The 25,884-nt window shown below is 59.0% G+C and carries 29 protein-coding genes and 1 tRNA gene; 23 read left to right on the top strand and 7 right to left on the bottom strand.

The features are described 5' to 3' along the window. Positions 1–54 precede the first annotated feature (54 nt). Together C8J33_RS04185 and uvrA are read right to left on the bottom strand one after the other, a co-directional pair. On the bottom strand, positions 55–852 hold the full coding sequence (locus C8J33_RS04185; protein WP_132663230.1) for a DUF72 domain-containing protein: 798 nt from the start codon (positions 850–852) through the stop codon (positions 55–57). 38 nt (positions 853–890) lie between these two features. Then, positions 891–3,812: an excinuclease ABC subunit UvrA gene (gene uvrA / locus C8J33_RS04190; protein WP_132663231.1), complete on the bottom strand. Its 2,922-nt coding sequence runs from the start codon at positions 3,810–3,812 to the stop codon at positions 891–893. Between the two features lie 283 nt (positions 3,813–4,095). Between uvrA and C8J33_RS04195 the strand changes: the two genes are divergently transcribed. Together C8J33_RS04195 and lexA are read left to right on the top strand one after the other, a co-directional pair. Then, positions 4,096–4,629 (top strand): single-stranded DNA-binding protein, encoded by a 534-nt coding sequence (locus C8J33_RS04195; RefSeq protein ID WP_132663232.1) that lies wholly within the window; start codon positions 4,096–4,098, stop codon positions 4,627–4,629. A 274-nt stretch (positions 4,630–4,903) separates the two neighbouring features. After that, on the top strand, positions 4,904–5,620 hold the full coding sequence (lexA, locus tag C8J33_RS04200; RefSeq protein WP_110798906.1) for a transcriptional repressor LexA: 717 nt from the start codon (positions 4,904–4,906) through the stop codon (positions 5,618–5,620). A gap of 1,039 nt (positions 5,621–6,659) precedes the next feature. Here lexA and C8J33_RS04205 read toward each other — a convergent pair. The 3 genes from C8J33_RS04205 to C8J33_RS04215 all read right to left on the bottom strand — a co-directional run bounded on the left by C8J33_RS04205 (position 6,660) and on the right by C8J33_RS04215 (position 9,820). Further along, entirely contained in the window at positions 6,660–6,992 is a 333-nt protein-coding gene (locus C8J33_RS04205; protein ID WP_110798905.1) for a hypothetical protein, read from the bottom strand. Positions 6,993–7,846: 854 nt separating this feature from the next. Beyond that, the gene (locus C8J33_RS04210) at positions 7,847–9,010 is read right to left on the bottom strand and encodes a tyrosine-type recombinase/integrase (protein WP_132663233.1); all 1,164 of its coding nucleotides are present in this window, start codon (positions 9,008–9,010) and stop codon (positions 7,847–7,849) included. Positions 9,011–9,013: 3 nt separating this feature from the next. Next, positions 9,014–9,820 carry an Arc family DNA-binding protein gene (locus tag C8J33_RS04215; protein WP_132663234.1) on the bottom strand — a complete coding sequence of 269 codons (807 nt, stop codon included), beginning with the start codon at positions 9,818–9,820 and terminating at the stop codon, positions 9,014–9,016. Positions 9,821–9,922: 102 nt separating this feature from the next. On the opposite strand from C8J33_RS04215, the gene C8J33_RS04220 reads away from it, so the two are divergent. From C8J33_RS04220 to C8J33_RS26920, 15 genes are all read left to right on the top strand, one after another. Continuing rightward, the gene (locus C8J33_RS04220) at positions 9,923–10,111 is read left to right on the top strand and encodes a DNA-binding protein (protein ID WP_132663235.1); all 189 of its coding nucleotides are present in this window, start codon (positions 9,923–9,925) and stop codon (positions 10,109–10,111) included. After that, on the top strand, positions 10,108–10,776 hold the full coding sequence (locus C8J33_RS04225; RefSeq protein ID WP_132663236.1) for a hypothetical protein: 669 nt from the start codon (positions 10,108–10,110) through the stop codon (positions 10,774–10,776). Before C8J33_RS04220 ends, C8J33_RS04225 begins: the two co-directional genes overlap by 4 nt. Further along, on the top strand, positions 10,773–10,982 hold the full coding sequence (locus C8J33_RS04230) for a hypothetical protein (protein ID WP_132663237.1): 210 nt from the start codon (positions 10,773–10,775) through the stop codon (positions 10,980–10,982). The genes C8J33_RS04225 and C8J33_RS04230 overlap by 4 nt, the downstream gene beginning before the upstream one ends. Then, on the top strand, positions 10,979–11,188 hold the full coding sequence (locus C8J33_RS04235; RefSeq protein ID WP_132663238.1) for a hypothetical protein: 210 nt from the start codon (positions 10,979–10,981) through the stop codon (positions 11,186–11,188). Before C8J33_RS04230 ends, C8J33_RS04235 begins: the two co-directional genes overlap by 4 nt. Next, positions 11,185–11,457 (top strand): hypothetical protein, encoded by a 273-nt coding sequence (locus C8J33_RS04240; protein ID WP_132663239.1) that lies wholly within the window; start codon positions 11,185–11,187, stop codon positions 11,455–11,457. The genes C8J33_RS04235 and C8J33_RS04240 overlap by 4 nt, the downstream gene beginning before the upstream one ends. Beyond that, entirely contained in the window at positions 11,454–13,064 is a 1,611-nt protein-coding gene (locus C8J33_RS04245) for a DEAD/DEAH box helicase (protein ID WP_132663240.1), read from the top strand. Before C8J33_RS04240 ends, C8J33_RS04245 begins: the two co-directional genes overlap by 4 nt. Next, positions 13,061–14,380, top strand: a complete 1,320-nt coding sequence (locus tag C8J33_RS04250) for an AAA family ATPase (protein WP_132663241.1) — start codon at positions 13,061–13,063, stop codon at positions 14,378–14,380. Before C8J33_RS04245 ends, C8J33_RS04250 begins: the two co-directional genes overlap by 4 nt. Further along, positions 14,377–15,108, top strand: coding sequence for a hypothetical protein (locus C8J33_RS04255; protein WP_132663242.1), 732 nt, complete (start codon positions 14,377–14,379; stop codon positions 15,106–15,108). The genes C8J33_RS04250 and C8J33_RS04255 overlap by 4 nt, the downstream gene beginning before the upstream one ends. A 132-nt stretch (positions 15,109–15,240) precedes the next feature. Next, positions 15,241–15,477, top strand: a complete 237-nt coding sequence (locus tag C8J33_RS27875) for a helix-turn-helix domain-containing protein (protein WP_132663243.1) — start codon at positions 15,241–15,243, stop codon at positions 15,475–15,477. Next, a complete protein-coding gene (locus tag C8J33_RS04265) occupies positions 15,474–16,070 on the top strand; it encodes a hypothetical protein (protein ID WP_132663244.1) in 597 nt (198 codons plus the stop codon). Before C8J33_RS27875 ends, C8J33_RS04265 begins: the two co-directional genes overlap by 4 nt. After that, positions 16,067–17,107, top strand: a complete 1,041-nt coding sequence (locus tag C8J33_RS04270; protein ID WP_132663245.1) for a hypothetical protein — start codon at positions 16,067–16,069, stop codon at positions 17,105–17,107. The genes C8J33_RS04265 and C8J33_RS04270 overlap by 4 nt, the downstream gene beginning before the upstream one ends. A gap of 61 nt (positions 17,108–17,168) precedes the next feature. After that, the gene (locus C8J33_RS27480; protein WP_245507051.1) at positions 17,169–18,059 is read left to right on the top strand and encodes a ribonuclease H family protein; all 891 of its coding nucleotides are present in this window, start codon (positions 17,169–17,171) and stop codon (positions 18,057–18,059) included. Next, on the top strand, positions 18,056–18,499 hold the full coding sequence (locus C8J33_RS04280) for a hypothetical protein (RefSeq protein WP_132663246.1): 444 nt from the start codon (positions 18,056–18,058) through the stop codon (positions 18,497–18,499). Before C8J33_RS27480 ends, C8J33_RS04280 begins: the two co-directional genes overlap by 4 nt. Continuing rightward, positions 18,496–19,077, top strand: coding sequence for a DUF6362 family protein (locus C8J33_RS04285; protein ID WP_132663247.1), 582 nt, complete (start codon positions 18,496–18,498; stop codon positions 19,075–19,077). The genes C8J33_RS04280 and C8J33_RS04285 overlap by 4 nt, the downstream gene beginning before the upstream one ends. 241 nt (positions 19,078–19,318) lie before the next feature. Beyond that, a tRNA-OTHER gene (locus C8J33_RS26920) sits at positions 19,319–19,373 on the top strand. Positions 19,374–19,545: 172 nt separating this feature from the next. On the opposite strand, the gene C8J33_RS04290 is transcribed toward C8J33_RS26920, so the two are convergent. Together C8J33_RS04290 and C8J33_RS04295 are read right to left on the bottom strand one after the other, a co-directional pair. Continuing rightward, on the bottom strand, positions 19,546–19,836 hold the full coding sequence (locus C8J33_RS04290) for a helix-turn-helix domain-containing protein (protein ID WP_132663248.1): 291 nt from the start codon (positions 19,834–19,836) through the stop codon (positions 19,546–19,548). A gap of 308 nt (positions 19,837–20,144) precedes the next feature. Next, positions 20,145–20,348 (bottom strand): hypothetical protein, encoded by a 204-nt coding sequence (locus tag C8J33_RS04295; protein WP_132663249.1) that lies wholly within the window; start codon positions 20,346–20,348, stop codon positions 20,145–20,147. Between the two features lie 264 nt (positions 20,349–20,612). Here C8J33_RS04295 and C8J33_RS27485 point away from each other — a divergent pair, with 264 nt between their 5' ends. The 6 genes from C8J33_RS27485 to C8J33_RS04325 all read left to right on the top strand — a co-directional run bounded on the left by C8J33_RS27485 (position 20,613) and on the right by C8J33_RS04325 (position 25,869). Then, positions 20,613–20,981: an HNH endonuclease gene (locus C8J33_RS27485; RefSeq protein ID WP_132663250.1), complete on the top strand. Its 369-nt coding sequence runs from the start codon at positions 20,613–20,615 to the stop codon at positions 20,979–20,981. A 155-nt stretch (positions 20,982–21,136) separates the two neighbouring features. Beyond that, entirely contained in the window at positions 21,137–21,373 is a 237-nt protein-coding gene (locus C8J33_RS04305; protein WP_132663251.1) for a hypothetical protein, read from the top strand. A 212-nt stretch (positions 21,374–21,585) separates the two neighbouring features. Continuing rightward, positions 21,586–21,990 carry a hypothetical protein gene (locus tag C8J33_RS27300; RefSeq protein WP_207904005.1) on the top strand — a complete coding sequence of 135 codons (405 nt, stop codon included), beginning with the start codon at positions 21,586–21,588 and terminating at the stop codon, positions 21,988–21,990. A gap of 41 nt (positions 21,991–22,031) precedes the next feature. Then, positions 22,032–23,711, top strand: coding sequence for a terminase large subunit (locus tag C8J33_RS04315; protein WP_422037467.1), 1,680 nt, complete (start codon positions 22,032–22,034; stop codon positions 23,709–23,711). Continuing rightward, entirely contained in the window at positions 23,708–25,027 is a 1,320-nt protein-coding gene (locus C8J33_RS04320; protein WP_165929724.1) for a phage portal protein, read from the top strand. Before C8J33_RS04315 ends, C8J33_RS04320 begins: the two co-directional genes overlap by 4 nt. Further along, positions 25,024–25,869 (top strand): head maturation protease, ClpP-related, encoded by an 846-nt coding sequence (locus tag C8J33_RS04325; protein ID WP_132663253.1) that lies wholly within the window; start codon positions 25,024–25,026, stop codon positions 25,867–25,869. The genes C8J33_RS04320 and C8J33_RS04325 overlap by 4 nt, the downstream gene beginning before the upstream one ends. The last annotated feature ends 15 nt before the right edge of the window (positions 25,870–25,884 follow it).

Raw genomic sequence — 25,884 nt, forward strand, 5'->3', positions numbered from 1 at the left:
CATCTTAACGTAATGGATGATAGTTAGATCAATATCTCCGTGGGTTTACACTCGCTATTCGAACCGCTTTTGAAGCGCTATCGCGCCATTCGGGGCATTGACCTTCCCCTCATGAATGAAAAAGGCGAAGACGTCGCGAGGCTGTTTCGGCAGCAGATCCGCCAGCAAGGGAAGCCCGTCAGCTACGCCTCCGGATCTCCAGGCATCGAGGCGTGTTTCCCAGTCTGCCAGGCGCTTCTCGTCATAACAGGTTTCAACATCATCGCTGCCAGTCTGCAAACGGGCGTAGACGAAGTCGGCCGTCACGTCGGCGATCAGCGGATACTCTGCGTGATCCGCACAGACGATGGCGACGTTATGCCGACGGGCCATCTCGACGAACTCCGAGACCTGGAAGGAGCTGTGGCGAACCTCCACGGCATGGCGCAGCACCAAGCCATCCTGCGTTTCCGGAAGCAGGCTTAGAAACGCCTCGAAATCCACCGCATCGAATTTTTTCGTCGGCATGAACTGCCAGAGGATCGGTCCGAGCTTGGCACCCAACTCCGATAGCCCCTGGCTCAGGAACCGCGTGATCGACTCCCCGGCCTCCGCCAGAACTTTCTTATTCGTGGCATAACGGCTTGCCTTCAGCGTGAAGACGAAATCGTCCGGAACTTCCGATGCCCATTTCGCGAATGTCTCTGGCTTCTGCGAGCCGTAATACGTCCCGTTCACTTCGATAACCTTCAGCACGTTGCCGGCGAACTCGAGTTGCCGCTTCTTCGCAAGGCCCTCTGGGTAGAAGGTTCCCTCCCAAGGGTCGAACGTCCAGCCGCCGATGCCGACGCGAATCGTACCCGCCTTACCCATGCCGCCCGTTCCTTTCACTCGTTCTTTGCAAGCCCGCGTTATTCCGCAGCCACGGCCTTGCGGACCGGGCGGCGCTCAAGCAGTTCCTTCAGGAAGTGGCCGGTGTGCGAGCGTTTTTCCCGAACGATCTGCTCCGGTGTCCCCTCCGCCACGACCTGACCGCCGCCATCCCCGCCTTCCGGACCAAAGTCGAGGATCCAGTCCGCCGTTTTGATGACCTCCAGATTGTGCTCGATCACGACAACGGAATTGCCCTGGTTGACGAGTTCGTGCAGCAATTCCAGCAGTTTCGCCACATCGTGGAAATGCAGGCCGGTGGTCGGCTCATCCAGAATATAGAGCGTCCGTCCGGTCGATCGCTTGGAGAGTTCCTTGGCCAGCTTCACGCGTTGCGCTTCGCCGCCCGACAGGGTGTTCGCCTGCTGCCCGACCTTGATATAGCCAAGCCCAACCTCGTTGAGCGTCACCAGCTTGTCGCGCACGGCGGGGACCGCCGCGAAGAACTCGACGCCTTCCTCGACGGTCATGTCCAGCACGTCGGCGATCGACTTGCCCTTGAAGGTGACGTCGAGGGTTTCGCGATTGTAGCGTTTGCCGTGGCAAACGTCGCAGGTCACATAGACGTCCGGCAGGAAGTGCATCTCGATCTTGATGACGCCATCGCCCTGGCACGCCTCGCAACGCCCGCCCTTCACATTGAAGGAGAATCGCCCTGGCTGATAGCCGCGGGCCTTCGCCTCCGGCAGGCCGGAAAACCAGTCGCGGATGGGGGTGAACGCGCCGGTATAGGTGGCGGGGTTCGAGCGCGGCGTGCGGCCGATCGGCGACTGGTCGATGTCGATGACCTTGTCGATATGCTCGAATCCGTCGATGCGGTCGTGATCGGCCGGGATCTCGCGCGCGCCCATCACGCGACGGGCCGCCGCCTTGTAGAGCGTTTCGATGAGGAAGGTGGACTTGCCGCCGCCGGAGACGCCGGTGACCGCCGTAAAGACGCCAAGCGGAATAGAGGCGGTAACATTCTTCAGGTTGTTGCCGCGCGCGCCGACGACCGTCAGCTCCTTCTTTTTCTTCAGCTTCCGCCGCTCCGCCGGCACCAAAACCGAGAGATCGCCCGAAAGATACTTGCCGGTCAGCGACGTCGGATGATCGATGATCTCCTGCGGTGTGCCGGAGGCCACGACCTGTCCGCCATGGATGCCGGCCGCGGGACCGATATCAACGACATAATCCGCCGTCAGGATCGCGTCCTCGTCATGCTCGACCACGATAACCGTATTGCCGATATCGCGCAGATGCCGCAGCGTATCGAGCAGGCGGGCATTATCGCGCTGATGCAGTCCGATCGACGGTTCGTCCAGCACATAGAGCACGCCTGTCAGGCCGGAGCCGATCTGCGAGGCCAGCCGAATGCGCTGGCTCTCGCCACCCGACAGCGTACCGGAGTTTCGCGAGAGGCTGAGATAATCCAGCCCGACATCGTTCAGGAAGCGCAGCCGATCGCGGATCTCCTTCAGGATACGGACGGCGATCTCATTCTGCTTGTCCGTCAGCCGCGCAGGCAGATCCTCGAACCAGTCGCGCGCGACACGGATCGACATGTTCGTGACCTCGCCGATATGAAGGCGATCGATCTTGACGGCCAACGCTTCTGGCTTCAGCCGGAAGCCCTTGCAGGCGGGGCAGGGGGCCGCCGACATGTAGCGCTCGATCTCCTCACGCGCCCAGGCCGACTCGGTTTCCTTCCAGCGCCGCTCGAGGTTTGGAACGATGCCCTCGAATGTCTTCGTGGTGTTGTAGGAGCGCGCGCCGTCCGCATACTGGAAGACGATCTTGTCGTCCGTGCCGCGTAGGATCGCCTTCTTCGCAGCGTCCGAGAGTTCAGCCCAGGTGTTGCTCAGCTTGAACCCAAAGGTTTTGCCGAGCGCTTCCAGAGTTTGATTGTAATAGGGGGACGACGATTTGGCCCAAGGCGCGATCGCCCCGTTCTTCAGCGTCCGATCATGCTCCGGCACGATCAACGCCTCATCAATCTTCTGCTGGCTGCCGAGACCATCGCAGGTCGGGCAGGCCCCGAAAGGGTTGTTGAACGAAAACAGGCGGGGTTCGATCTCCGAAATCGTAAAGCCGGAGACGGGGCAGGCGAACTTTTCCGAAAACAGCACGCGCTCATGCGTCTCGTTCAGCGACTTGTTGGCCGAACCGCCGGCGGATGTCTCCTTCTCCGGTAGCGGCTTGTCAGCAAATTCCGCAATCGCCAAGCCATCCGCAAGCCGCAGCGAGGTCTCCAGACTGTCCGCAAGCCTTGCCGCGATATCGCCGCGCACGACCAGACGGTCGACGACCACGTCGATGTCATGCTTGTACTTCTTATCGAGCGCGGGAACATCGGCGATCTCGTAAAACTGGCCGTCCACCTTTACGCGCTGAAAGCCCTTCTTCATGAGCTCCGCGAGTTCCTTCTTGTACTCTCCTTTTCGCCCCCGGATCATCGGCGCGAGAATGTACAGGCGAGCACCTTCTTCCATCGCAAGAACCCGATCGACCATTTGGCTGACAGTCTGGCTTTCGATCGGCAGACCTGTCGCTGGCGAATAGGGCACGCCGACGCGCGCGAACAGAAGGCGCATATAGTCGTAGATCTCGGTGACCGTTCCCACGGTCGAGCGCGGATTTTTCGACGTCGTCTTCTGTTCGATGGAAATAGCAGGCGATAGGCCCTCGATCAGATCGACGTCGGGCTTCTGCATCATCTCAAGGAACTGACGCGCATAGGCCGAAAGGCTCTCGACATAGCGCCGCTGCCCTTCGGCATAGATGGTATCAAAGGCCAGCGACGACTTTCCCGACCCGGACAACCCCGTCATCACGATCAGCTTGTTGCGCGGGAGGTCGAGATCGACGCCCTTCAGATTGTGCTCCCGCGCACCGCGGATCGAAATGGTCTTGAATTCGCTCATGGTCGGACGCTCTGCATGGGGACGAAGCCCTTACTTAAGATCATTACTTCATATGTCGAGGCGCGTTTTCGGGAAACCACTATTCCTTCGTCACAGTGATCCGGTCTGCGGCCCGTGACGGCCTCGCTTGACAGGATCATACCCAAGACATAGAACAAATAAAGAACAAATTTGCAAACTGTTGTGGATTGCTGGCGGCCGAGGGCGAAATGCCGCGCTCAACAGCGTAGGCTCGCGGCACGATGCGGATCGTTGAGCCGCTTTCAGGAGACAGGACAAAGAGATGGCTGGTAGCGTAAACAAGGTGATCCTCATCGGCAACGTCGGGGCGGACCCCGAGATTCGGCGGACGCAGGATGGCAAGCCGATCGCAAACCTGCGCATCGCGACCTCCGAAAGCTGGCGCGACCGAAACTCCGGTGAGCGGCGCGAGAAAACAGAGTGGCACACCGTCGTGGTCTTTAACGAAGGCCTGTGCAAGGTCGTAGAGCAATATGTGAAAAAGGGCGCCAAGCTCTATCTCGAGGGCGCGCTGCAGACCCGCAAGTGGCAGGACAAGGACGGAAACGACCGTTACTCCACGGAGGTGGTGCTTCAGGGCTTCAACTCGACGCTGACCATGCTCGACGGTCGCGATGGTGGAGGCAGCGGTGGCGGAAGCCGTGGCAGCTCGGAATATGGTGGCGGAAGCGGTGGGTCGAATTACGGCGACGATTACGATCGCCCGGCCCAGTCCTCGGGCGCCCGATCGGGCGGTAGCACCGGCGGATCAAGCGGCGGCTTCTCTCGTGACCTGGATGACGATATCCCATTTTGATTCGCGCAAACCTGCTGCAGGTTGATACATAAATTCGACGCCTCTTTTGCGCCGTCATGGGTAAGTTCATGGCGGCGTTGCTATTGTGAAGCTGAGAGAGGCTGTGCGTTGACAACAATTCTCGTTTTTAAGGGAATGCGGAAAGCAACGCTTCGGATGGGCGCCCCTTGTTGATCATTCCCGATGTGGTTTAACCAGAATGCCACTTGCAGAACACATGAGGAACATATAACACTGTTCTTGCTTTGTTTCGTGACTCTGGAGTCGATTGATCATGCTGACCCGCAAGCAACAGGAACTGTTGATTTTCATTCATGAGCGCATGAAGGAATCGGGTATTCCCCCCTCATTCGACGAAATGAAGGATGCACTGGAGCTCGCGTCCAAATCCGGCATTCACCGGCTGATCACGGCTCTTGAGGAGCGCGGGTTCATCCGGCGCCTACCCAACCGGGCACGGGCGCTTGAGGTCATCAAGCTGCCGGAGGCGTATCTGGCCGCTGTCCCGCCGAAGCGCGGTTTTTCGCCGAGCGTGATTCAAGGAAGCCGGGGAAGCTCTGCACCTGAAAACGCGCCGAAGACGACGGCTGGGGTGGGCAACGATAATAGCGTGTCGGTTCCGGTGATGGGGCGCATCGCCGCAGGCGTTCCGATTTCCGCCATCCAGAACAATACCCACGATATCTCCGTTCCCGCCTTTATGATCGGCAATGGCGAGCACTACGCCTTGGAAGTCCGGGGCGACTCGATGATCGAAGCCGGTATTCTGGACGGTGATACCGTGATCATCCGCAATGCCAACAGTGCCAGCCCCGGCGAGATCGTCGTGGCTCTCGTGGATGACGAAGAAGCAACCCTCAAGCGCTTCCGCCGCAAGGGTGCCTCCGTTGCCCTCGAAGCAGCCAATCCAGCCTATGAGACAAGAATTTTTGGCCCGGAACGCGTGAAGGTCCAAGGAAAGCTCGTCGGGTTGATTCGCCGTTATCAGTGAAGGGAAGGGCTTTGCTATTGTGAGGTTGATGAGATCTTGTCGTCATCAGGTTCCAGCACATGGAGCCTTTTCAGCATGTTTTTTGAGGTTTACGTTTTAGACGGTCCTAGTTGACTACTGTACCGGCGAGGACAGACGGAAATCGCAACCTTCACGTTCTGCAGAGATGCGATTTTGAGGGTCGAGCCATCCACCTCCTTGTCAGTCCGACCTTGAGTCGTAGCTTGGCTGTTTAACGTCTACGAGATGAGTAGACACTTTTGAGCGCTTGGACGTCAGGTCGCCGGATGCCGCATCCAGTACGGGATGATGAAGGGGTAATTGGTGGCCCCTGAATCTCGTGGCGTGAGATGTAGGTAAGCTTCGTTATCCGTTAAGTTACCAACCGGCCAGAAATTTGCGCCATCTGTCGTTCTATTCGTAAGCTATCAAGCGGAACACGTTCAGTTCTGAGGCCTGCTAGCTTTAACGATACCTACAAGTGAAAGTCTATGGAACCGCATGGGCAGGTCGGCGTTTACCGGGCGAACACAGCGGAGGTGAACATGCCCGGAACATCGAGAAACTTTCGGGCTGTCCTCTTTGGCTGTAATAAAGCTGACTTTGTGGGAAGCACGATGTTGTGAGTATGTACAACCCCGACGAAGTTCAGGATTTGGCAAACGACTGTTTGTAGCCCACACAGAGACCATGGCACTTTCCAGGCAGGGTGAAAAGCCAGTACGTAAAAGCAATCAAATCTCTGTCTAGCCGAATTACAATCGTGTTGGCGATTTTAGTTCATTTTTTTGGTATTGCTCACAGCACCATTTACAAAAAAAACGCGCATTTTTCATGCGCTAAGGAATTCATCATGAGAATGATCTTTGTCGGGATGCTTGCATCCGTCCTCAGTATACTTGTGATCAAATATGCAAACAATGATCTGGGGAACAGTGTCCCATTGACGACTGTCGGAGCAGCTAGCTCGCTGTGATACCCGGGCATCTCGGCCAGCTGCTCCGATATATTTAGAGACTTTATCCGAAGATCAGGCTCATCATTCGTGGATCGTGTAAGATCCCATTTCGCACAAATTTTGCTTGTCTTCCGTCGTTGCGAGATCTGAACCCTCTTCGAATTCGAAACGCATGTCATAATTACAAACGTCTCGACCATCTGCAATCGTAAGCTCGATTGTCTCACCGGGATTGAGGACCTGTTCGCCGAACACGTCTCCCTCCCAATCACTGACACCGACAGGTGACGTGTAGAAGCGCGTGAGAACGGATTTCGTGCCGTTCTTCAGTGTGAACACCAGATCCTCGGCCTGTGCTGCCCCGGACACAAAAATGGCGCTGATGATAATCGCGCCTGTCGTAATGATTTTCATTGTTCCCCCCGTGAATCTAATATGTCGCCAATGGGTTGACGATAAAGGGATATTACCGAGTCTCTTGTCGTATTCAACTGGATTGTGGACGTTTGATAAACAGACGAATGCGGTTTCAGACGCGCTGCAAATTCTGAATGCGCGTTCTCACCATCATTTACCCAGCAGCTCGGCTGTTATCCTCGCACGGCGAAGAGATGTGAAGATTGCGCGGCGGATTCGTTTGGAAATCTGCGGCGTTCCACTGGCTGGCAGCGCTCGCCTACATTCGGAGAATGTAAACTGGACGGCCGCCGTGATCTCGTGGCAACGACGTGACGTCAATCTGTCGCCCGACCCCGTTCTTGAATTAACGGCAGTCGCGTCCGAGCCCCTTTTGCCAGAACAAAAACCCTACGTCCACCGTGCGTGTCGTTGATGGGCCCCATATAGGGCATAGTTCACATCGAAGACTTTGAAGAATGGCGGAGTATGTCCCTGTTCGCCAAACGAACACCGCGTATGGTCGAACGTCCGCCTGCATTGAGGCAGGCCGGAGAGCGTCCACACCATGAATAGGGGATAGAGCTATCTGGGTTCTAAGATGGCTGTTCTCAGAACGTTCTGGTTCATGAAGGAGACGAGGAGGGAGCAGAAAGCAATGGATCGCCACACCAAAATTTAATGTTGCAGAACATTAGAGGCCCAAACTGCCACACCACAAAAATAGATGAGGAATTTCTATGCCTTGAAATGGTGGTAAAATGGCGTTGGAGGCCTCGCCCGGAATTGAACCGGGGTGCAAGGATTTGCAGGCTTCCCTCTATCATTGATATAGCTTCACAATCAGACGACATGTCGCGGCCATGTTGCAGTCATGTGAGCAGCGCTGTGGCTGCATCGGCCAGTTCCGTGCCGTCATCCATGCGCGGGAACAGGTGTCCGTAAACGTCCATCGTCATCACGATCGATGCGTGGCCAAGCCGCTCCTGCACCATCTTCGGGGGCAAGCCGAGACCGCCGTCCTCTTTCCGATTGATGAGCCAGCTCGCATAAAAGTGCCTTAGCGCATGCATGCCGGAGTATTTCGCTTTGCCATCCGCATCGACGACACCGGCGCGCACCATCGCTGGCACCAGCCCCTTGTTAATGATGTTCGTATGGGACCGCGGCTCGCCGGCAGGATTGGCAAACACCAGCGCCGTTCCGGGCTCCTGGCGGAGCATGTGCTCCTTCAGCGCGTTGACGACGAGGGGCGGGACGGGGATCGTGCGGACACCGGCCTCCGACTTCGGCGGCCCGATCTCTCCGAACTCATCCGCGCGCTGATTGACGCTGATCTGGTTGCGCTTCAAGTCCACGTCCTGCCAGCGCAGGCCACGCAGTTCAGACGAGCGCATGCCGGTGAAGATCGCCGTCAGGAGTAGGGGTCTCCAGTTCGTATCCAGAGCGTCCACGAGAGCCTTAATCTCCTCGCGGGTGGGAATGTCTACCCCAACCTCGACACGGCCCTTCTGGCGCCTCTCTGTTCGATGGTCGCGGCCTTTCCTCCTGCCTCGGATATCACGGACGGGGTTGCGCATCGCGAGGCCGCGTTCGCTCGCGTCACTGAGTATTGAGCCGAGTGAGGTCAAGACCTTCTTGATCATTGCCGGCGATCGACCTTCCTTGCGAAGACGGTCCTCAAAGTCCCGGACAGTCGGTACCGTCAGCTTGGAAAGAAGCACCTCACCGATCAGCGGCTTGATGTGGTGCTCGAGGTGGCTCTTACGCTGGTTGACCGTCGATCGCTCCAGCCCGGCATTTTCTCCTGAGGAGATCCACAGCGCGCCCGCTTTGCTGACGGTCACGCTAGCGCTGTCGGCGACATGAACGCCCTCCCTAACCTCGACGGAGGCCGTAGCGGCAAACTGGTCGGCTTGCTTCTTCAGCTTGAAGGTCTTCAGGTGGCGCTTGCCGTTGCTGCCGACATAGTCAACCACCCAAGCCGATTTCGCCTCGCCCTTTGGCGTCGTCCATTCGCGTTTACGAACGCTCATCGGTCACTCCGTGAAACCGAACGGGTCGTCGCCATTTGAGGGACCTACCTCCCGGCGAAGCCTGTACTTTGATTCCTCTGGCAAAGCCTCGAAGCGGACGCGTTTAGCGATGGCATCCATTGGCAAGTTGCGGACGATTTCCGCACCAGCTTCCACGTCTCCTGAGCGAATGCTTTCCGCGAGCGCGGATAGATCCCTTGGCGAAAGCACATGAGAAAGGAAAATTGAGTCGCTCATCGGGTTCGGTTCTGAAGGCCTTGGTTCTGCAAGCTTCTCAGTCCTGTCGATCAAGCGACGCATCTTTTCCTCTTCTTCATCCAGTTCGAATTGTTGCTGATCGCTATCGTACTGGAGTTCATTCAGGCGGGCTTTATAGCTGGACCAAAGCGCTCCTACTTCATCGCGAACATCTTCGTTTACGCCTTTCACCCGGCCGCTCACGATGCCCTCCAGTGTCTCCTGCATCTCCGTTACGAAAGCATCAATAGCCGCGTCTCCCGTCCCGGCGGCGAGCGCGGCCAGTAAGTTGGCCATGTGCTCCATTCGGTCGATAACCTCCCACTGAGCAGGGTATTCACGCTCCAATAGACGGACGACCTCCTCAACAAGAGTTCGACCCTGCCGACCCGCGTAGACCTCAATCCGCTCAGCAAGCCCGGGCGGCAGGGGAACAGCCACATCGAAGGATTTTTCCAGTCGATCAATGATCTCTGCCGTCATGCTGACGTCGTGGCTGTCAGCAGCGCTCTCGACCTTCGCTTTCAGGTCGCCCGGGATCCGCAGTCGGAAATGTAGATCTTCTCTGGCCATGCCTCACCTCTGCCACACACATGGGTTGACAGCAATGCCACACACATGACACACATGTCGTGCGGCACTGATGACACACCGCCCATTAACAGAGGATTACCAATGGAGACGATGACTGAAAAAATCGAACTGATCTGGGGCGCTGATGACATAGCCAAAATCATCGGCCGGTCTCCCAGGGTGACATTCCACCTGCTGACGACAGGCTCTATCCCCGCCAAGAAAGTCGGCGGTCGTTGGGTGGCCGAACGCGGCGCGCTGATCCGGTTCTTTATGGAGCCGGCGGCGTGATCAGCGTTCTAATCGACGCTCACCGCGCATCTGTCCTCGACGACGAAGCCAACTTCGACGCTGCGGGCAATCCTCTCGACGCTCTGGCGGTGAGGGCATCCGAAGCAGCCGAGCAGCGAGCCTTTATCGCGCTCGCGACGGCCCAGTGCACCAACGGCGAAGAGGTGGAGGACAAGGTTCATTACTTCGCCACGGGAACAGTAGGCGAGCGCTCGACGCTGGCAGCCTACCTCCTCGAACACAGCGACGGCGACTTCGTGCTGCTCCAGCAGTTCGTCGCCTCTCTCAGTCTCCAAAACGGAAAAGGCTCGGCGACCGCGCCAACGGTCCCGAGCCATGGTTCCACCATCCCTGCAAAGGAAAGCAATATGAACACGATGACGGATACCACCGCTCCCGCGGAAAAGAAAGCCTCAGACCGTGACGTAGCGAAGGCCATGCGCTCGCTTGAAGATCTGATCCACGACACGCGGATGACCGCCGTTATCTTGGACGACATGCTGGAGTACGAGTTCAACTCCGCGAAGAGCACGATTTCCAGTCGGATCGAATTCACCGCTGACCAGCGTGACAACCTTTTCTTCCTCTCCAATCAGGTTCGTGGGCTGACTTTCAGCCTCAAGGAGGCCTTCGAAGCTGCTTGGCACGGGGAGGAGCGAGCATGAGAACCCCGACATCACGCAAGATCGGCGACATCGTCGATCGCCTCGCTGTGGCCCGCTACCTCAACGAAGCCGTTCACATGGCCTGCAGTCATGAGGGCCTGACGATCAAGGCCCAGGGCGCTTTGCAGGCGCTGGTGGCAGAAGTCGAAATTCGCATGGAGGCGATCGAGCAGGACCTTCAGATCATCATGGAGGACTTGGCATGACCAGCGCAATCTCCCCCGGCGAGGACACAAATCCCATCGATGACATCGGCCGTGCGAAGTCGATCATCCTGACCGTGTGGATGGCCCTCCTCTCTCCGGACTTCACGGACAACGGCGGTGCAGACGCAGGCGACATCGCCGACACGCTTTATGAGGCGTTCGAGCGCATCGGCCGTGCAAAGCGCAACATGGAGGCCGCACGATGACCCGGCCCGTAGTGACCCAAGAACACGTTGACGTGACGCAGGATGCCTTGGTGCTCATGCGGTTCCTCAGCCAGCGCTTGAGCGTTGGCGAGGTGACGGACGACGAGGCTTCCGAGATGTCATGGCTGCTCGGGACGGCGAAGAGGCGTCTTGAGCCTGTGATCGAGCTTCTCGAAAACTTCGAGTGGCACCAGGTTCACGGCGACGCCGAATCCCTCACCAACAAGACGAACCGCCCGCGTGATGCGCGGCAGGAGGTGAAGCCGTGACGGTTCAACTTCGCGATTATCAGGCTGCCGCCGTCGATGCTGTCGTTGGGGCTGTCCAATCTGGGCGGAACCCCGTGGCCAGCCTGCCGACTGGCGCAGGCAAAAGCATGGTCGTTGCCGGCGTCGCTGACCGCCTGTCCGTTCGTGGTGATGAGCGTATAGTCGTCACGGTGCCATCCAGAGAATTGGCCGAACAGAACGAAAAGGCGCTCCGGCGCCTTCTCCCCTCGGCCGACATCGGCGTTGTCTGCGCAGCTCTTAATCGTCGTGAGATCGACAGCAGGATCGTCGTGGGCACGCCCCAAAGCCTGGCCGGGCTTATCAACTTCGATCCCGACCATGTCATTGTCGACGAAGCTCACCAGATGCCTTTGCACAAGGGGTCATGGTTCGCGCGCCTTTTCGCAGGGCTTCCGCGTGGTCGAGACACTTCCCGCGTTGGTCTCAGCGCCACGACGTTTCGGACCGCCGATGGCGCAATCTACGGCAAGAAGGCGTGGTTCGATTGTCAGCCTTTCGAAATCGGCGTGCCGGATCTCGTCGCTCGAGGCTTTCTCGCGCCGGTGCGATATGTCTCACCAGCAGCCCGGATGACGACAAAGGGCGTGTCGAAGAGCGCAGGCGACTACAACCAGAGCCAGTTGGTGCGAGCGAACCTTGACCAAGTCGAGGCACAGATCGCGATCTTCAACGAGGCGATGCAGGACCGGAAGAAGGGTCTGATCTTTGCCGTCACGGTGGAACACGCCGAGGCCTATGTCAGGGCGCTTCACAAGAGAGGCGTCCGCGCATCGCTGATCATCGGCGCGATGTCACCAACGGACCGCGAGGCATCTGTCGCTGCATTCAAGCAGGATCGCACGAAAGTTGCGGTCACTGTGCAGGCGGCACTGACAGGTTTTGACGTCCCCGACATTGACCTGATCGCATCCTGCCGCCCCACGATGTCGCCCATCATCCACACGCAGTCAGTTGGGCGAGGAACTAGGCCATCTGACGGCAAAGCGGACTGCCTCGTGCTCGATTTTGCCGGCAACGTGAAGGCTTTCGGGCCGGTCCATGCCCCGCACTTCGACAAGTCCGGCCAGCCGCTGGGAGGCATCGCACCGTGGCTGCCGTGCCCAGGCTGCGGGACATACAACCACCTGCAGTCTCACTCCTGCTTCCACTGCGATCGAGTCCTACGGGCACGTCAGGCCGTCACGGCCGAACAACTCGAATATGGTTCGATCCATTGGGGTCCGGAGCAGGCGGCAGTGAACGCGCTGACCGAGGCCAAGGGCTTCCGCGGGCTTCCGGTGGAAAGCATTGCGCTGCATGCCTACCGCAAGCCCAACACGGACAGCCAGTCGTGCATGATCTCGATCGGCCTCGGCGGCGATGCCATCGTGCGCGTCTGGCACAAGCACCTGAACACAAGGTGGTGGCGCGACATCTGGGCCATGCTTCTCGGCGACCAGCCTGCACCGCAGACGCTGAAGGAAGCCTACGGTCGTCGTGAAGAACTGGTTCGCCCGGCGTCTGTCGACATTGAGCGCGATGGCCACTTCTGGCGGATCGTTGGCGTGTCCTACGACGATGACGTCGAGGAAAGGGCCGCTGCATGACTGGCTACATCACTGCCGCTCAAATCCGCAAGAACCTGTTGGCGGGCAAGCCCCGCCAGCGGTTCATCATCCCGAGCGTTCTGCCGGCAGGACCTTGCCTGCTGTTCGGTTCCTCAGGATCGGGGAAAACAGGCGTTTCAGTTCGCACCGCTGTTGCTGTTGCGGCCGGTCTCGAATGGGCGGGCAGGGCAGTGGTGAGGGGCAGCGTCCTTTATGTAGCGGGTGAAGATTTCAACGGTGTGCAGGACCGTATTGCGGCGGCCTGCCAGCAGCTTGGCGTATCCGATGAAGGCCTTCCCCTCGGGGTGATGGAGAGCAACCCTGAAGGGTTTGTTTCAGACAGCTTTCGGAATGAGGTGGAGATCCAAGCAGGCAAATTGCATCGCGAGTTTGATCTGCCTGTCGCGTTAGTCGTCATCGACACGCTGGCCGCCTGCTTTGGGCCGAAGAGCCAGGACGATGCCACAGCAGCATCTGAATACATGAACAACGCCGATAAGCTGTCCCGACGGCTCAGCTGCTCGGTGCTGTCCATCCACCACACAGGGAAGAACGAGAATAGCGGGATGCGTGGATCGCGCGTGTTCTTCGATCGGGCAGACTCCGTGATCGAGGTCAAGAAAGGCAAGGGCAAGGGCTTTATGCAGGTGGAAAAACTCAGGAACGAGCCATCAGGAGCGCGGTTCACATTCGAAATTGCTGGCGCCGATGTTATGGTCGCCGGTGGCCCGATCTCGGTTCAGGTCATCAAGGCGCTGGTGTCGTCGTCGGCATCCGAGAAACCCTCCAAAGAGGAGCAGAAGGCAAGCCGGGATCTGACGGATGCCGCAGTGGCCATGATGCTGCTCTCCGATCTGTCGATCAGCGGTGATGTCTCCCTCAAGCAATGGCAGGATGCATGCGCATCTCAGTGGCAACACAAGCCGACCGATGGAGCAAGACGGACCGCCTTCAGCACCGTCCGCAAGAAACTCGTCTCCGATGGAAAGATCACCATCAACGGCGATACTGTTAGCGTTAGCGTTAGCGGAAAACATGCTGACACATCAGCTAACAACAGTTCGCCTGACGCTGTTAGCGTTAGCGTTAGCACCACCCCCTTTATAAGGGGTGTGCACACACGCACTGACAGTCCTGATCCTCAAGAGCAAGAAAGTGCTGAGAGTTCGGCAAGCTCTATGGGTGAGGGGACGATTGCAAAGGCGAATGCCTTTGCTCGGGGGCATGGGGGTGAAACCCCCGGGGAAGACAGTTGCGCCGCCGCTGACGCTGATGCTGACGCCCGCCCTGATTATCTGGCGCGGGGTGCAGCATGAACGCGCACGCTACCGCCACGCCGTTCAACATGGATAAGTTCCGGAAGCTGCATGCGCATGTGACCCAGAACGATAACCAAGGTGAGAGGGAGAACGCTCGCCGGATGGCGGATGCCATGGCCGCAAAAGCCGGGATGACGTTTGATGAGGCCGTGTCAAAAATGGACGCGACCGGCGCCGGGCACAATTCAGGTCCCGCGTCTGCTGATGCAGCAAGTGCGGGGGCCGATAGCTGCGAGAGGGAGCGCCGCCAGCAAGAGCAGCAACAGGCGAATGCTTTCTGGGAGAGGCACAAGAGCGAACGCGAGAAGCGCTACCAGGCGAACGCGGCAAGGCGAGCCGAAGTCCTGACCCGTTACAAGAACATCTTCGCGGTTTTCGAGCAGACCGAACGGGAGCACGCGTTGAGAAGCGCTGTTTCGTGGGTCTCGATGTTTCAGACCTTCAAGGACCCAACAGGCAAAGATCGGCGCTTCACGTACAAGTTGGGCCGACAAACCGGCGGCGTCTACTTGGACAAGCTGCCGAAGAAAATTCGGAAGGCTATCCAAAATGCGTACGCATGGCCGAGCACTTTAGCCGAGGCGCTCGACGAGGTTAAATCGTGGAATCAGATTCGGCGCGACCGAGACGTCTTCGATAGGGACGACTGGAAACACGATATGGAAGTGGAAGCTCGGATCCTTCTGTTGGAGGAAATGCTTCAAAAAGCGCCAGTGCAGACCTAGGCAGACCTCGAAACGCGCTTTGACTGGGACGACTACAACTGGTCTGAGCAGTGGCTCAACCCGGAAGACCATACACGGGATGAAGACGATTTTCTCAAGCGGCTTCGCGCCGATTTCGATCTTCTCCGCAAGATGGCAACTAACCCACAGAACGTGGGTCAGTGCCCGACTGCGCAAAATGGACAGCAGCCGTTCGACCGTCGGTCCAACGCAGACAAGGCCAACGCGGTCAAGGATCTGCTGCGGTCAAACCCTGACCTCTCAAACCGTGAGATTGGCCGACGCATCGGCGTGAGCCCGCAGACCGTCTCCAACTGGCGCGACCGTCTCGCACAGGCCGATATGTTCTCGGAAGGCGGTGCTGAATGAGCCGGGGAGCAGGAAAGATCCAAGCGACGATCCTGTCACTGATCGAAAACGATGAGGACGGGGCCTGGACGACAACCGACATATGCGAGGCGGTCTATCGAGGGGCTAACCGGGTCGAGAAGAAACACCGCGTCGCCGTCTCCCGCGCCATACGCACAATGAAGCTGCCGGAGACATGGGCCATCGCAAGGCTCGAGCGCGCGGGGAGCGCGTACATGATCTTCAACCGGCTAAGCTTGGAGAGCACGGCCAAGAAGCGGTGGCAGTCTCTGTTCCAGTGGTGCCCGTCGCTCGACTACTTCAAGGAAAGATACAGCCACCAAATCGACAAGGCAGCAGACGAGGTCCGGTCATACCGGGAATACTTCGAGGCCGATGAACTTGGTCGGATCAACATCGAAATCCGCGAGGATCAAACGGCTCTCGGCTACATGCGGTTTTCCGGCGCTGCCGAGTTTGCCCGCCCCATCATCGAACGCATCCAGCGACTAACCGAGCGCAAGAACGAGATCGAGGCGAAGTTAAATGTTTCCCCTTCGCCGATGTTGCCGAGCGGAAACACTTACTCGACCCCAAAAGGAGCAACAGCATGAACGCCATCGAAATCGCTAAGTTCTTGCTCGACGACGCTGCGAAGCAGACGGGAAAGAAATGCACCGGTGCCGATATGATCGACGCCGTCGCCAAGACCTGCGCGCGGGAGTTTCCCGACACCAACCGTGAACTGTTGCGCGAGGCTATCACAATCGCCAACCGAGTCCTGAAGGTCGACCAGAACTTCGCGTTGCGTCATATCCAGCCCGTCAGCCTGACAGGACTCGACATAGCGACGCCGGAGAACGGCCAACCGATCTGCGAAGTCGTCCGGCCGGAATCCCTCATGGTGGATCCGAGCTATCAGCGCAGCATCGGCGCCCGCGGGCTTTCCCAGATCCGCAAGATCATTGAGGCTTTCGACTGGAATAAATTCAAGCCGCCGATCTGCGCTTATGCTGAGCACGATGGGCAGACGGTTCTGAAGGTGCTGGACGGCCAGCACACTGCCATCGCCGCCGCGAGCCATCCCGCAATCGACTTCATCCCCGTGATGATCGTTGATGCCTCTGCGACCTCGTCACAGGCTGCAGCCTTCGTCGGGCAGAACACGGAACGGCTGGGCGTCACGCCCTTGCAGCTTCACCAGTCCGGCCTGGTGGCGCACGATCTCGACGCCATCACGATCGACATCATCTGCAAGCAGGCCGGCGTGAACATCCTCCGGCACCCGGGCCCAGGCGGCAAATCGCGGCCGGGAGACACGGTCTCGATCAACTCGATCAGCGAACTGATCAACAAGCGCGGTAACGAGACCTCGCGCATCATTCTCACCGTTCTCGCGCAGGGAGGATTCGCGCCAATTCTGAAGCCTCAGATCAAGGCGGTCGAGCTGTTGCTGACCCACGACGAGTACCGGGACAGCATCACGCCGGATGCTCTGACAGCCGCCATACAGGGCACATGGGCGACCGACCTCGATGAGGCCAAGCAGCTTTCGGTCACGCACAAGTGGCCGCTGTGGCGGGCGCTGGCGATCCACTGGTTCCGCAAGACGAAGAAGGTCCGCGGTGCCGCAGTAGGAAAGGCCGCGTGATGATCATCCTCGACATCATCAAACTGAAGATCCGGCTTTGGTCCCGCAGGAGGGCGCGTCGATGAGCTACGCTCTTCCAAAACCCTTCGCGCCGCTGCGCGAGTACCTGCGTGGGCTTGGCGCCGACGTGAACCACCTCGCCAGCGCCAGGCAGGCGGCGTTCATGGCCCAACAGTTGCTCGGCACGCGCATCAAGTTCCCGCCTCAGGGCGCGGACATGACCTCGACGCTGTTTCTGATCCAAGCGGAGTTGGAGTCCGGCCGGACTTCTGCGAAAAAAGAACCGCAACCGCCTGCAAAGAAGGGCCGGAAGGGTGGCCGGTCTTTGGCTGTAAAAGGAGGGAAAATCCCTCCATATGCCAAAAAGACCAATCACATCAGCACCTTCACTCCGGAGATGTTTTCCACCGGGATCCACATCTTCTGCGATGGCGCCGCGATCCCGAACCCCGGCGCCGGCGGCTGGGGCTTTGTCGTCTACGAGGATGGCATCGAAACCGCCGATGCATGCGGCGGCGATCCCGCGACCACAAACAACCAGATGGAACTGACAGGCCTGCTCAACGCGATCGAGGAGGCTTGGAAGCTGGTCAGCGAGTACGGCTCGATCACCATCTGGTGCGACAGCGAGTATTGCGTGAAAGGCGTCAATGAGTGGATGCCGACATGGAAGGCGAGGGGTTGGAGCAAACGCAAGATCAACAGTCCGAAGCGCGAGGAAGGCGAGATCAAGAACTTGGAGCTTTGGCAGTCGATCGACGCCGCGCTGGCAGATGTCCCCAAGTTCGGGGAGATCAAAATCCGGTGGGTGAAGGGGCACATTGGCGTGGCTGGTAACGAGCGTGCCGACGAACTGGCGGAGCAGGGCCGGCAGAGTGTGCATGATGTGTATCATGCACATGATGACGACCTCGACCAGCGCTACCGCCAGATCATGATGGGGGCGGCGTGAAGCGACACAGCGTCGACATCTACAAGGTTGCCCGGGAGTGCGGCGTGCGTCTCAAGGATGCCCGCCTGCACAGCCCGACCAGCCGTCGGCCGTGCGAGTGCTATTGCAAACCAACGGTCCGCGAGATCGGCGCCAGGCACGGCGAGGAGCATTTGCGCCTCGTTCTACGGCTCATGACCGGCACGCAGGGAAACTCCCGCGAGCTCTATGCCGACATGCTGAAGGCCGTTTCCCGGCTCATGGTCATCAATCCCGACCTTGTGAAGCGGCGCACCCTGATCGCCGACTTCGATTCTATCAATCTCGGAAGCCTCCGCCGGAAGGCGATGGCGATGCAGTGTGGTGTGCCGGCAAGCGACGTGCTGCTCGTCCTGATATCAGTGAAATTCTACGCGCCTCTGCAAGGCGACCTGTTGGAAATGTTTGGAGACGTCGCATGACCTTTCACGATTGGAACGCAAAGACGGTCGAGGACCGGATACTGGAGATGGCCGAGGCGCTTCGCCTGTCGCCGAGCGTCAAAGGTCCGCAGCAGTTTGGCAACGCCATGCCGGCGCCCGTGAGGGCCGCAGACGAGGGATATGGGTACTCGCCCGCCTATTACCGCAAAAACGCGTCAGCGGGCGCGTTGAGCCGAATGAGCGAGGTCTGGGACTGGATCAATGCCCTCCCGGAGATGGCCGACCGCAAGCTGCTCTACGCCTGGAGCTACATCAAAGTCCGCAAAGGCATGAAGATCGCCGCCTTCGCAGCAGAAAACGACCTGAACGACCGAACTTTGCGACGGTCAATCACTAAGCTTTGTCAACAGATTGCGAACGACCTAAACCGAAAGGCTTCAATTCGGTTGACAGTGACGGATTTACAGGTGTCCGAAAATGGGGCACATCTCGCATCACAAACGGTAACATCCGAAAGTCGCGTCAATCACTGGCGAGACAAGGATGCGAAGCCGCAAATCGACCCTTCCCTCCGCTCGCGCAGGGTACTCGATCACCGGGAAAGCCGGGAGCGGTGAATATTCGAAGTTGGCCCTGAGATGGGTACAGGGTGCGGAGCCCCGGTCCATAGACCATTCCTCCGAAGTCGTCGGGTCGACACGGCGCTCATGGGTACAGTGCCGGGGCCGAGGCCCACGAGAATCCCCCGGCCGTGGCTGCAGAGTGGAAGTGCCGGCAGCGGTAGAGACGCCTAGATGCAGACGGGGACGCGAAACTGGTTACTACTGGGCGGCAGCCTTGGGAATACCAGCCCCACAAATGGACGTAGCTCAGCGGTCAGAGCCTCGGTGCGCGAGTTCGAGTCTCGTCGTCCAACAAGCCGGAGCCACTGCCAAGAGTAGTGTTGCACGGCGCTCCCTGCCGGGGGAGTAATGGGCAAGGGATGCCGAGCCTACCGGCCCTTACGATCGGGAGCACGTTGATTGTGCGATGGGCTTCGGCCCGCCCGACGACGTTGTGGATCGCAAAGCTTTGAGCAGTGCGGTTCAACCAAAGACGCTGTTCATCATGAAGTGTGCTCGCTCGACAATGCGGCGGACTCCGGCGTCTTCAGGCACATGACCTTGAGCCATGCGCTCAATCAGGACGAACATAGCGGCCTTGCCATGCAAGGGCTTCATCGGGCTCTCGCCGCTTTCGAGTTTCTGATACCCGCGCAAGGTGAGGCCGAGCTCGTTGGCCATCATGGACTGGGTCATGTCGGCGCTCTTGCGGAGGGCATAAAGCTCGCGGGCGGAGATGACATTCGAGAGGTCAACGACGTCTTCGGTTTCCATTGCCTTAACTCCTAAGAACTATTATCTTGGGAACCGGAGGGGCTGCTACCCCTCCGGCCCCCAGTTACCGGCTAATGGTGAGTGTCAGTCGCCATTTGCCGAACCGGACTTGGAAGCTGAGCTTGATGCTCATGGTGTGCTCCTTAGTCCCCGAAGCTTGATTGCTTCGGTAATTATTTATACGAACACAGTTCGTGTTAGTCAAGATGAAATGTGAACTCAGTTCGTATTTTTGAGAGCCGTCCGACTAGTCATCGGGCGGCTTTCGTCGTTGGTGGCTGGGTGCCAGAAAAAACGTCAGACTTGCCTCAGCGGGGTCGCAAGCTGTTCGCTTTGGCAGTGGCAGCATCATCGCTCTCGGCCGCGAACATACGAACGAAGTAGTTGTCGCGTGGAAAATTCGCGTCTTGCATTCTTCGCTCTTCGGCAGAGGCTGCCTGAAAACTATCAAAGCTGTCTAGTAGACGGTTTCGGGAACCATCGGTGTGGATGGCGTAGACGTAGTACTTCATTTCCCCTCCGTCTCGACTATGCGTGTTCTACAGCGAACGACCATCCAACGACCATGCCCGGGTTTTGCAAGCGAAAGAGGTGTGTTGCGTCGTAAACGCCACGCTCTAAGTCGCCAGGGTTGGCGACCGTAAACTTGTGAACCAGAAGAACTGCGTTCTGATTGTTCCTAATGGTGACTTTTAACTCCAAACTCATACATGCCTCCAGAAAGTTAGCCGACGCTCTCTATGAGCGGTCGGTAGTAGAGAGTTGGCGATAGACCGATGGAAAGCAAGGTCAAGCTCTCGCAGCTGCGCCCAACGATCGGCCGTCTGCCTCCCCTGTTCGGCCCGCTGCCGGGAGATGAGAGGGAGAGGGCGCGCTACCGCCGCGACAGCGCTGAGCCATGGCAGAAGTGGTACTACACGGCGCGGTGGAAGCGCTTGCGGATGTCCATCCTAGTCCGTGATCTCTTCACCTGTGCCGAGTGCGGCAAGATCGAGGGCAACAGCGCCAACCTCGTCGCCCACCACAAGACACCGCATAAGGGCGACGAGGCCCTTTTCTGGGACGATGGCAACCTGACCTGCGTCTGCCGGACTTGCCACGACGGACCCATCCAGAAGCGAGAGCGAGCCAATGCCGACAGGTGAACGCAAGACCGTAGAGTACCACGAGGACCGCGGCATGTACCTCGCACGCATCGTGCGCGGGAGCCAAGTTTGGTTGTGCTGGTTCGGCGACGAAGAAAGAGCCAAGGCTTTCACAGTTCCAACAGCACAGGAGCGGGCTTAGCCCCGGAATGCAGATGGCCAAGCCAAGCCCCGACACCACGCCTCTCGTCTTCCGCCAGCGCCAAGACGGCAGCATGCGCGCCTACTTCGACGGCGTGCTAGTCCCCGGCGTCAGCGACATCATGATCAACCAGAGGGGCGATGACCGCTTCGCCCGCGCGACCATCGAGATCGTCGGCCTCGGCTTTCGGGTGGAGCTTGAGCCAGAGGGTGCGACGCATCACGTGATCGAAGAGGTCATTGCCGAGTAGAAAAGTTATTCGGGGTTTCCCCCTCTGTAGGTCGGAAAAATCGGGATTTACACCCTCGAAAGGGCACATATCAGCCTCCCCTCACATGCAGATGGCCTTATGTAAGGCGTCCCTCATGGGGAGGGGGGTCAAAAAGTCGGGAAAGGCCCTCTGGCCCGCATCCGCGTCCCCCTCATGTACGCAATTTTTTTTCAAACCGGTGATTTCAGACCATGGCAGGAAACAAAAACTCCGGCAGGAAGGCCTATGCGCCGACCGATGAGGAGCGCGAGAAAGTGCGCGTTCTCAAGGCCGGAGGCATGTCGAACGAGGCTATCGCCGAAGCGATCGGCATTTCCGAGCCGACGCTGTCAAAGCATTTTCTTTCCGACCTCGAAGTCGGCGCTGCGAAGGTGAGGGCGGATATCCTGATGGCCCGGTATCGCTCGGCGCTGGGCGGCAATGTCTCGGCTCAGAACAAGATGCTTGAAACAGCTGGCGCCGCTCAGGCACGTGACAAGCGTGCACCGGCACCGCCCAAGCTCGGCAAGAAAGAGCAGCAGGCCCTGGCGGCAAAGAACGTCGGCAGCAAGTTCTCACCGCCGGCACCGCCTAAGCTGGTTGTGAGCAACACCTGATGGAGTGGACGACGGCCTGCCCAGACTGGGAGGAGCGGATCTTGTCGCGCCGCTCGCTGGTCCCGTGCGACCCGCTGTTTCCTGATGAAGCCGAAGCGGCGCTGGAGGTGTTCAAGTCCTTGCGCATCGTCGACGTGGCCGGGCAGCCCACGTTCGGGGAAGCGTGTGACGAGTGGGTGTTCGACTTCGTTCGTGCGATCTTCGGGGCCTACGACCACACGACGGCGAAGCGGCATATCCGCGAGTTCTTCATGCTGATCTCGAAGAAGAACGGCAAGTCGACGATCGCCGCGGCCATCATGCTCACGGCGCTGATCAGGAACTGGCGCATGTCTGCGGAGCTTCTGATCCTGGCGCCGACGCTGGAGATTGCGAAGAACGCGTTCAAGCCGGCGAGCGACATGGTGAAAGCGGATTCGGAGCTGCAGGACCTCCTGCAAGTTCAGGAAAACTTCCGCCAGATTACAAATCGCCTCACCGGTGCCGTGCTCAAAGTGGTCGCCGCCGACAACAACATCGTGGGCGGCAAGAAGGCGGCTTTCGTCCTCGTGGACGAGCTCTGGCTGTTCGGCAAGATGGTGAACGCGGATGGCATGCTCAGCGAGGCCACAGGAGGCCTTGTGGCGCGTCCTGAGGGTTTCGTCATCTATCTGTCCACGCAATCAGAGGAGCCGCCAGCGGGCGTCTTCAAGGAGAAGCTCGACTACTTCCGGAATGTCCGGGACGGCGTGATCGTCGACAACAAAAGTCTGGGCGTGATCTACGAATTTCCGCAGGCGATGATCGATGCGGAAGAGTACCTGAACCCGGCGAACTTCTGGATCACGAACCCGAATATGGGGCGGTCTGTCAGCCTCGAATGGATCGAGGACACGTTCAAGTCAAAGAAGGAAGCAGGCCCGGGGCCGTTCCGCACCTTCCTTGCGAAGCACGGCAATGTCGAGATCGGCATGAAGCTGCGCAGCGACAACTGGCCGGGCGCAAAATACTGGCTTGATGCCGCCGACGAGTCGATCACGCTCGAATCGCTTCTGGAGCGATCGGAGGTTGCGACCGTTGGCATTGACGGCGGCGGTTTGGACGACCTTTGCGGACTGGCTGTTCTCGGTCGTTGCAAGACGACACGCGACTGGCTGCTGTGGAGCAAGGCCTGGGCTCACAACGATGTTCTCGAACTGCGCAAGGACATCGCATCGCGCCTGATGGACTTCACCAAGGACCGCAGCGGCACCTATTCGGACATGACGATCTGCGAAGAGCCGACACAAGACCTCATGGAGGTCGCGGACATCTGCGTGCAGGTCAGAGATGCTGGATTGCTCCCAGAGAAGGGCGGCATCGGCGTCGACCGCATGGGCCTGCCGGGCATTCTCGAGGAGCTGCTGTCTCGCGGCTTTGACGTTGATGTCAACGGCGGCACGATCACCGGCATCCCACAGGGCGGCCACTTGAACCCCGCTATTCTCGGCTCCGAACGGCGCCTGAAGGACGGCACAATGTGGCACGCCGGGCAGCCGATCATGGCTTGGTGCGTCGGCAACGCAAAGGTCGAGATGAAAACGAACGCGCGCTCGATCACGAAGCAGCTATCGGGGTCGGGCAAGATCGATCCTCTGATGGCCATGTTCAACGCGGTGATGCTGATGAGCCGGAACCCGGAGGCGAAGGCTTTGGACCTCAGAGAATTTCTCGCTAAGCCGATCATGGTCGGTGTCCGATGACGAAGCGCGCGAACGCTCGGCGTCGGGCTATCAAACTGGCGAACATGAAAAACCAGCAGGAGATCGACAAGCATCGCCGCCTAACGCTTCAGGATGGGAAGGCATGGGCGGGAGCTTTCGGCACCTCCAACCACGCTGGCAAGAGCGTGACGCTGAACACGGCGCTGCAGCTTTCCACGGTGTGGGCCTGCATTCGCCTCACGGCGCAGGCCGTTTCGTGTCTCCCGCTCGCCGTGTTCGAGAAGCAGGCAAACGATGACCGCGTAAAGGTCAGCAACGACGAGAACATCGCCGAAGTCATCTGCGATAGCCCGAACCAAGACCAGACGCCGCTGGAATTCTGGGAAACAAAAGTTGCCTGGATGCTGGCGACCGGCAACGCCTATTCCGAGAAGGTGGAAACAGGACGCCGACTTTCAGCCCTACAACCGATCGGCAGCCACGACTGCCAGCCTGTTCGGAACAACGATGGCGAGCTGGTCTACAGGGTTCACGACCGCGGCAAGACGGAAGATCTGCCGCGGGACAAGGTCTTTCATCTGAAGGGCTTTGGCTTCGGTGGCGACGTCGGACTCTCTCCGATCCGCTTCGGCGCACAAACGTTCGGCTCGGCTATCGCCATTGAGGAGGCGTCGGGCCGACTGTTCGGTGCCGGTCTGCAGGCAAGCGGCGTGATTTCCGCCACCCAGCGCCTCGACAAGGAACAGCGCGAGGGCATCCAGGAGATCATGGAGACATTTGTCGGCTCATCCAACGCCGGCAAGCTTATGGTCTTGGAAGCGGGGCTTGAATACCACCGTCTGGCGCTGTCCCCTGTGGATGCGCAGATGCTCGAAAACCACCGCTTCAGCATTGAAGAGATGTGCCGCTGGTTCGGGGTGCCGCCGATCATTATCGGCCATGCTGCGCAAGGCCAGACTATGTGGGGCTCCGGCGTCGAGCAGATACTACTGGCATGGCTCACGCTCGGGATTGACCCGATTTGCGACCGCATCGAGGCGCGAATCCAGAAGCAGCTTATCCGGCCTACCGGCAATCGGCGCCGCTATGCTGAGTTCAATCGCGAGGCGCTGCTCCAGATGGACAGCAAGTCGAAGGCGGCTTTCTTGTCGACGATGACGCAGAACGGCTTGATGACCCGCAACGAAGGCCGGGCCAAGCTGAACCTCCGTCGCGTTGACGGCGGGGACGAACTCACAGCCCAGACGAACCTTGCGCCGCTCGACAAGCTCGGCGCATCGACAGATGGAAACTCCGCTCGCGCTGCCTTGCGCGCCTGGCTCTCCGATCAGCAAGAAGAAAGGACGTCCGCATGACGATCCGTGACCTTCCCGCAGCCCGCGTCACAGTCCGGCCGGGCCTTCGCTCCGAACTTCAGCCGTCGGCGCTCGATCGGTGGAACGCTGATGTTCATGCGGCAACGAAGGAAGAGCCAGCAGATACGATCTCGATCCTTGAGCCGATCGGCGCTGACTGGTTCGGCGACGGCGTGACCGCGAAGCGCGTGTCCGGCGCTCTCCGAACCATTGGTAAGAAGGACGTCGTCGTGACGATCAACTCGCCGGGCGGTGACTATTTCGAGGGTCTGGCGATCTACAATATGTTGCGCGACCATCCCGCCAAGGTGACGGTCAAGATCCTCGGCATTGCCGCATCTGCCGCTTCGGTGATCGCAATGGCGGGCGACGAGATCCAGATCGCAAGGGCTGGTTTTGTGATGATCCACAACACGTGGGTCGTTGCCGGCGGTGATCGCAACGCGCTGCGTGACGTGGCCGACTGGCTGGAGCCCTTCGACGCGGCCGCAACGGACATTTACGCAGCCCGGACCGGCATTGATCCGAAAGAGATCGCCAAGATGCTCGACAAGGAGACATGGCTCGGAGGGTCCGATGCCATTGCCAAAGGATTCGTTGATGCCCTTGTGCCTGTCGATGAAATCGACACGAAGGCTCAAAACACCAGCCAGCGCCGGCCTGAAGCTGCAGCGCACAAACTGGACACTCTTCTCGCCCGACTGAACGTGCCGCGATCCGAGCGGCGCGAACTCATCCAGGCGGTGAAAGGCGGTACGCGCGACGCTACCGCATCCGGCATGCACGACGCTGCCGTCATGTCGGAGGTCTCAGACCTCCTCGAAAGCCTCAAAAACATCTAGGTCAAGGAGACCGTC

Origin of the sequence: Rhizobium sp. PP-CC-3G-465 (assembly GCF_004343445.1) — a bacterium.
Lineage (GTDB): Bacteria > Pseudomonadota > Alphaproteobacteria > Rhizobiales > Rhizobiaceae > Ferranicluibacter > Ferranicluibacter rubi.

Excerpts from the sequence above, each read along its gene's own strand:
- C8J33_RS04230 (WP_132663237.1), top strand. The coding sequence starts at position 10,773 with ATGAGAACCCCGACATCACGCAAGATCGGCGACATCGTCGATCGCCTC.
- C8J33_RS04265 (WP_132663244.1), top strand. The coding sequence starts at position 15,474 with ATGAGCCGGGGAGCAGGAAAGATCCAAGCGACGATCCTGTCACTGATC.
- C8J33_RS04270 (WP_132663245.1), top strand. The coding sequence starts at position 16,067 with ATGAACGCCATCGAAATCGCTAAGTTCTTGCTCGACGACGCTGCGAAG.
- C8J33_RS04255 (WP_132663242.1), top strand. The coding sequence starts at position 14,377 with ATGAACGCGCACGCTACCGCCACGCCGTTCAACATGGATAAGTTCCGG.
- C8J33_RS04305 (WP_132663251.1), top strand. The coding sequence starts at position 21,137 with ATGGCCAAGCCAAGCCCCGACACCACGCCTCTCGTCTTCCGCCAGCGC.
- C8J33_RS04320 (WP_165929724.1), top strand. The coding sequence starts at position 23,708 with ATGACGAAGCGCGCGAACGCTCGGCGTCGGGCTATCAAACTGGCGAAC.
- uvrA (WP_132663231.1), bottom strand. The coding sequence starts at position 3,812 with ATGAGCGAATTCAAGACCATTTCGATCCGCGGTGCGCGGGAGCACAAT.
- C8J33_RS27875 (WP_132663243.1), top strand. The coding sequence starts at position 15,241 with ATGGCAACTAACCCACAGAACGTGGGTCAGTGCCCGACTGCGCAAAAT.
- C8J33_RS27300 (WP_207904005.1), top strand. The coding sequence starts at position 21,586 with ATGGCAGGAAACAAAAACTCCGGCAGGAAGGCCTATGCGCCGACCGAT.
- C8J33_RS04235 (WP_132663238.1), top strand. The coding sequence starts at position 10,979 with ATGACCAGCGCAATCTCCCCCGGCGAGGACACAAATCCCATCGATGAC.
- C8J33_RS04210 (WP_132663233.1), bottom strand. The coding sequence starts at position 9,010 with ATGAGCGTTCGTAAACGCGAATGGACGACGCCAAAGGGCGAGGCGAAA.
- C8J33_RS27485 (WP_132663250.1), top strand. The coding sequence starts at position 20,613 with ATGGAAAGCAAGGTCAAGCTCTCGCAGCTGCGCCCAACGATCGGCCGT.
- C8J33_RS04195 (WP_132663232.1), top strand. The coding sequence starts at position 4,096 with ATGGCTGGTAGCGTAAACAAGGTGATCCTCATCGGCAACGTCGGGGCG.
- C8J33_RS04220 (WP_132663235.1), top strand. The coding sequence starts at position 9,923 with ATGGAGACGATGACTGAAAAAATCGAACTGATCTGGGGCGCTGATGAC.
- C8J33_RS04290 (WP_132663248.1), bottom strand. The coding sequence starts at position 19,836 with ATGGAAACCGAAGACGTCGTTGACCTCTCGAATGTCATCTCCGCCCGC.
- C8J33_RS04215 (WP_132663234.1), bottom strand. The coding sequence starts at position 9,820 with ATGGCCAGAGAAGATCTACATTTCCGACTGCGGATCCCGGGCGACCTG.
- C8J33_RS04325 (WP_132663253.1), top strand. The coding sequence starts at position 25,024 with ATGACGATCCGTGACCTTCCCGCAGCCCGCGTCACAGTCCGGCCGGGC.
- lexA (WP_110798906.1), top strand. The coding sequence starts at position 4,904 with ATGCTGACCCGCAAGCAACAGGAACTGTTGATTTTCATTCATGAGCGC.
- C8J33_RS04285 (WP_132663247.1), top strand. The coding sequence starts at position 18,496 with ATGACCTTTCACGATTGGAACGCAAAGACGGTCGAGGACCGGATACTG.
- C8J33_RS04240 (WP_132663239.1), top strand. The coding sequence starts at position 11,185 with ATGACCCGGCCCGTAGTGACCCAAGAACACGTTGACGTGACGCAGGAT.
- C8J33_RS04295 (WP_132663249.1), bottom strand. The coding sequence starts at position 20,348 with ATGAAGTACTACGTCTACGCCATCCACACCGATGGTTCCCGAAACCGT.
- C8J33_RS04250 (WP_132663241.1), top strand. The coding sequence starts at position 13,061 with ATGACTGGCTACATCACTGCCGCTCAAATCCGCAAGAACCTGTTGGCG.
- C8J33_RS04185 (WP_132663230.1), bottom strand. The coding sequence starts at position 852 with ATGGGTAAGGCGGGTACGATTCGCGTCGGCATCGGCGGCTGGACGTTC.
- C8J33_RS04205 (WP_110798905.1), bottom strand. The coding sequence starts at position 6,992 with ATGAAAATCATTACGACAGGCGCGATTATCATCAGCGCCATTTTTGTG.
- C8J33_RS27480 (WP_245507051.1), top strand. The coding sequence starts at position 17,169 with ATGAGCTACGCTCTTCCAAAACCCTTCGCGCCGCTGCGCGAGTACCTG.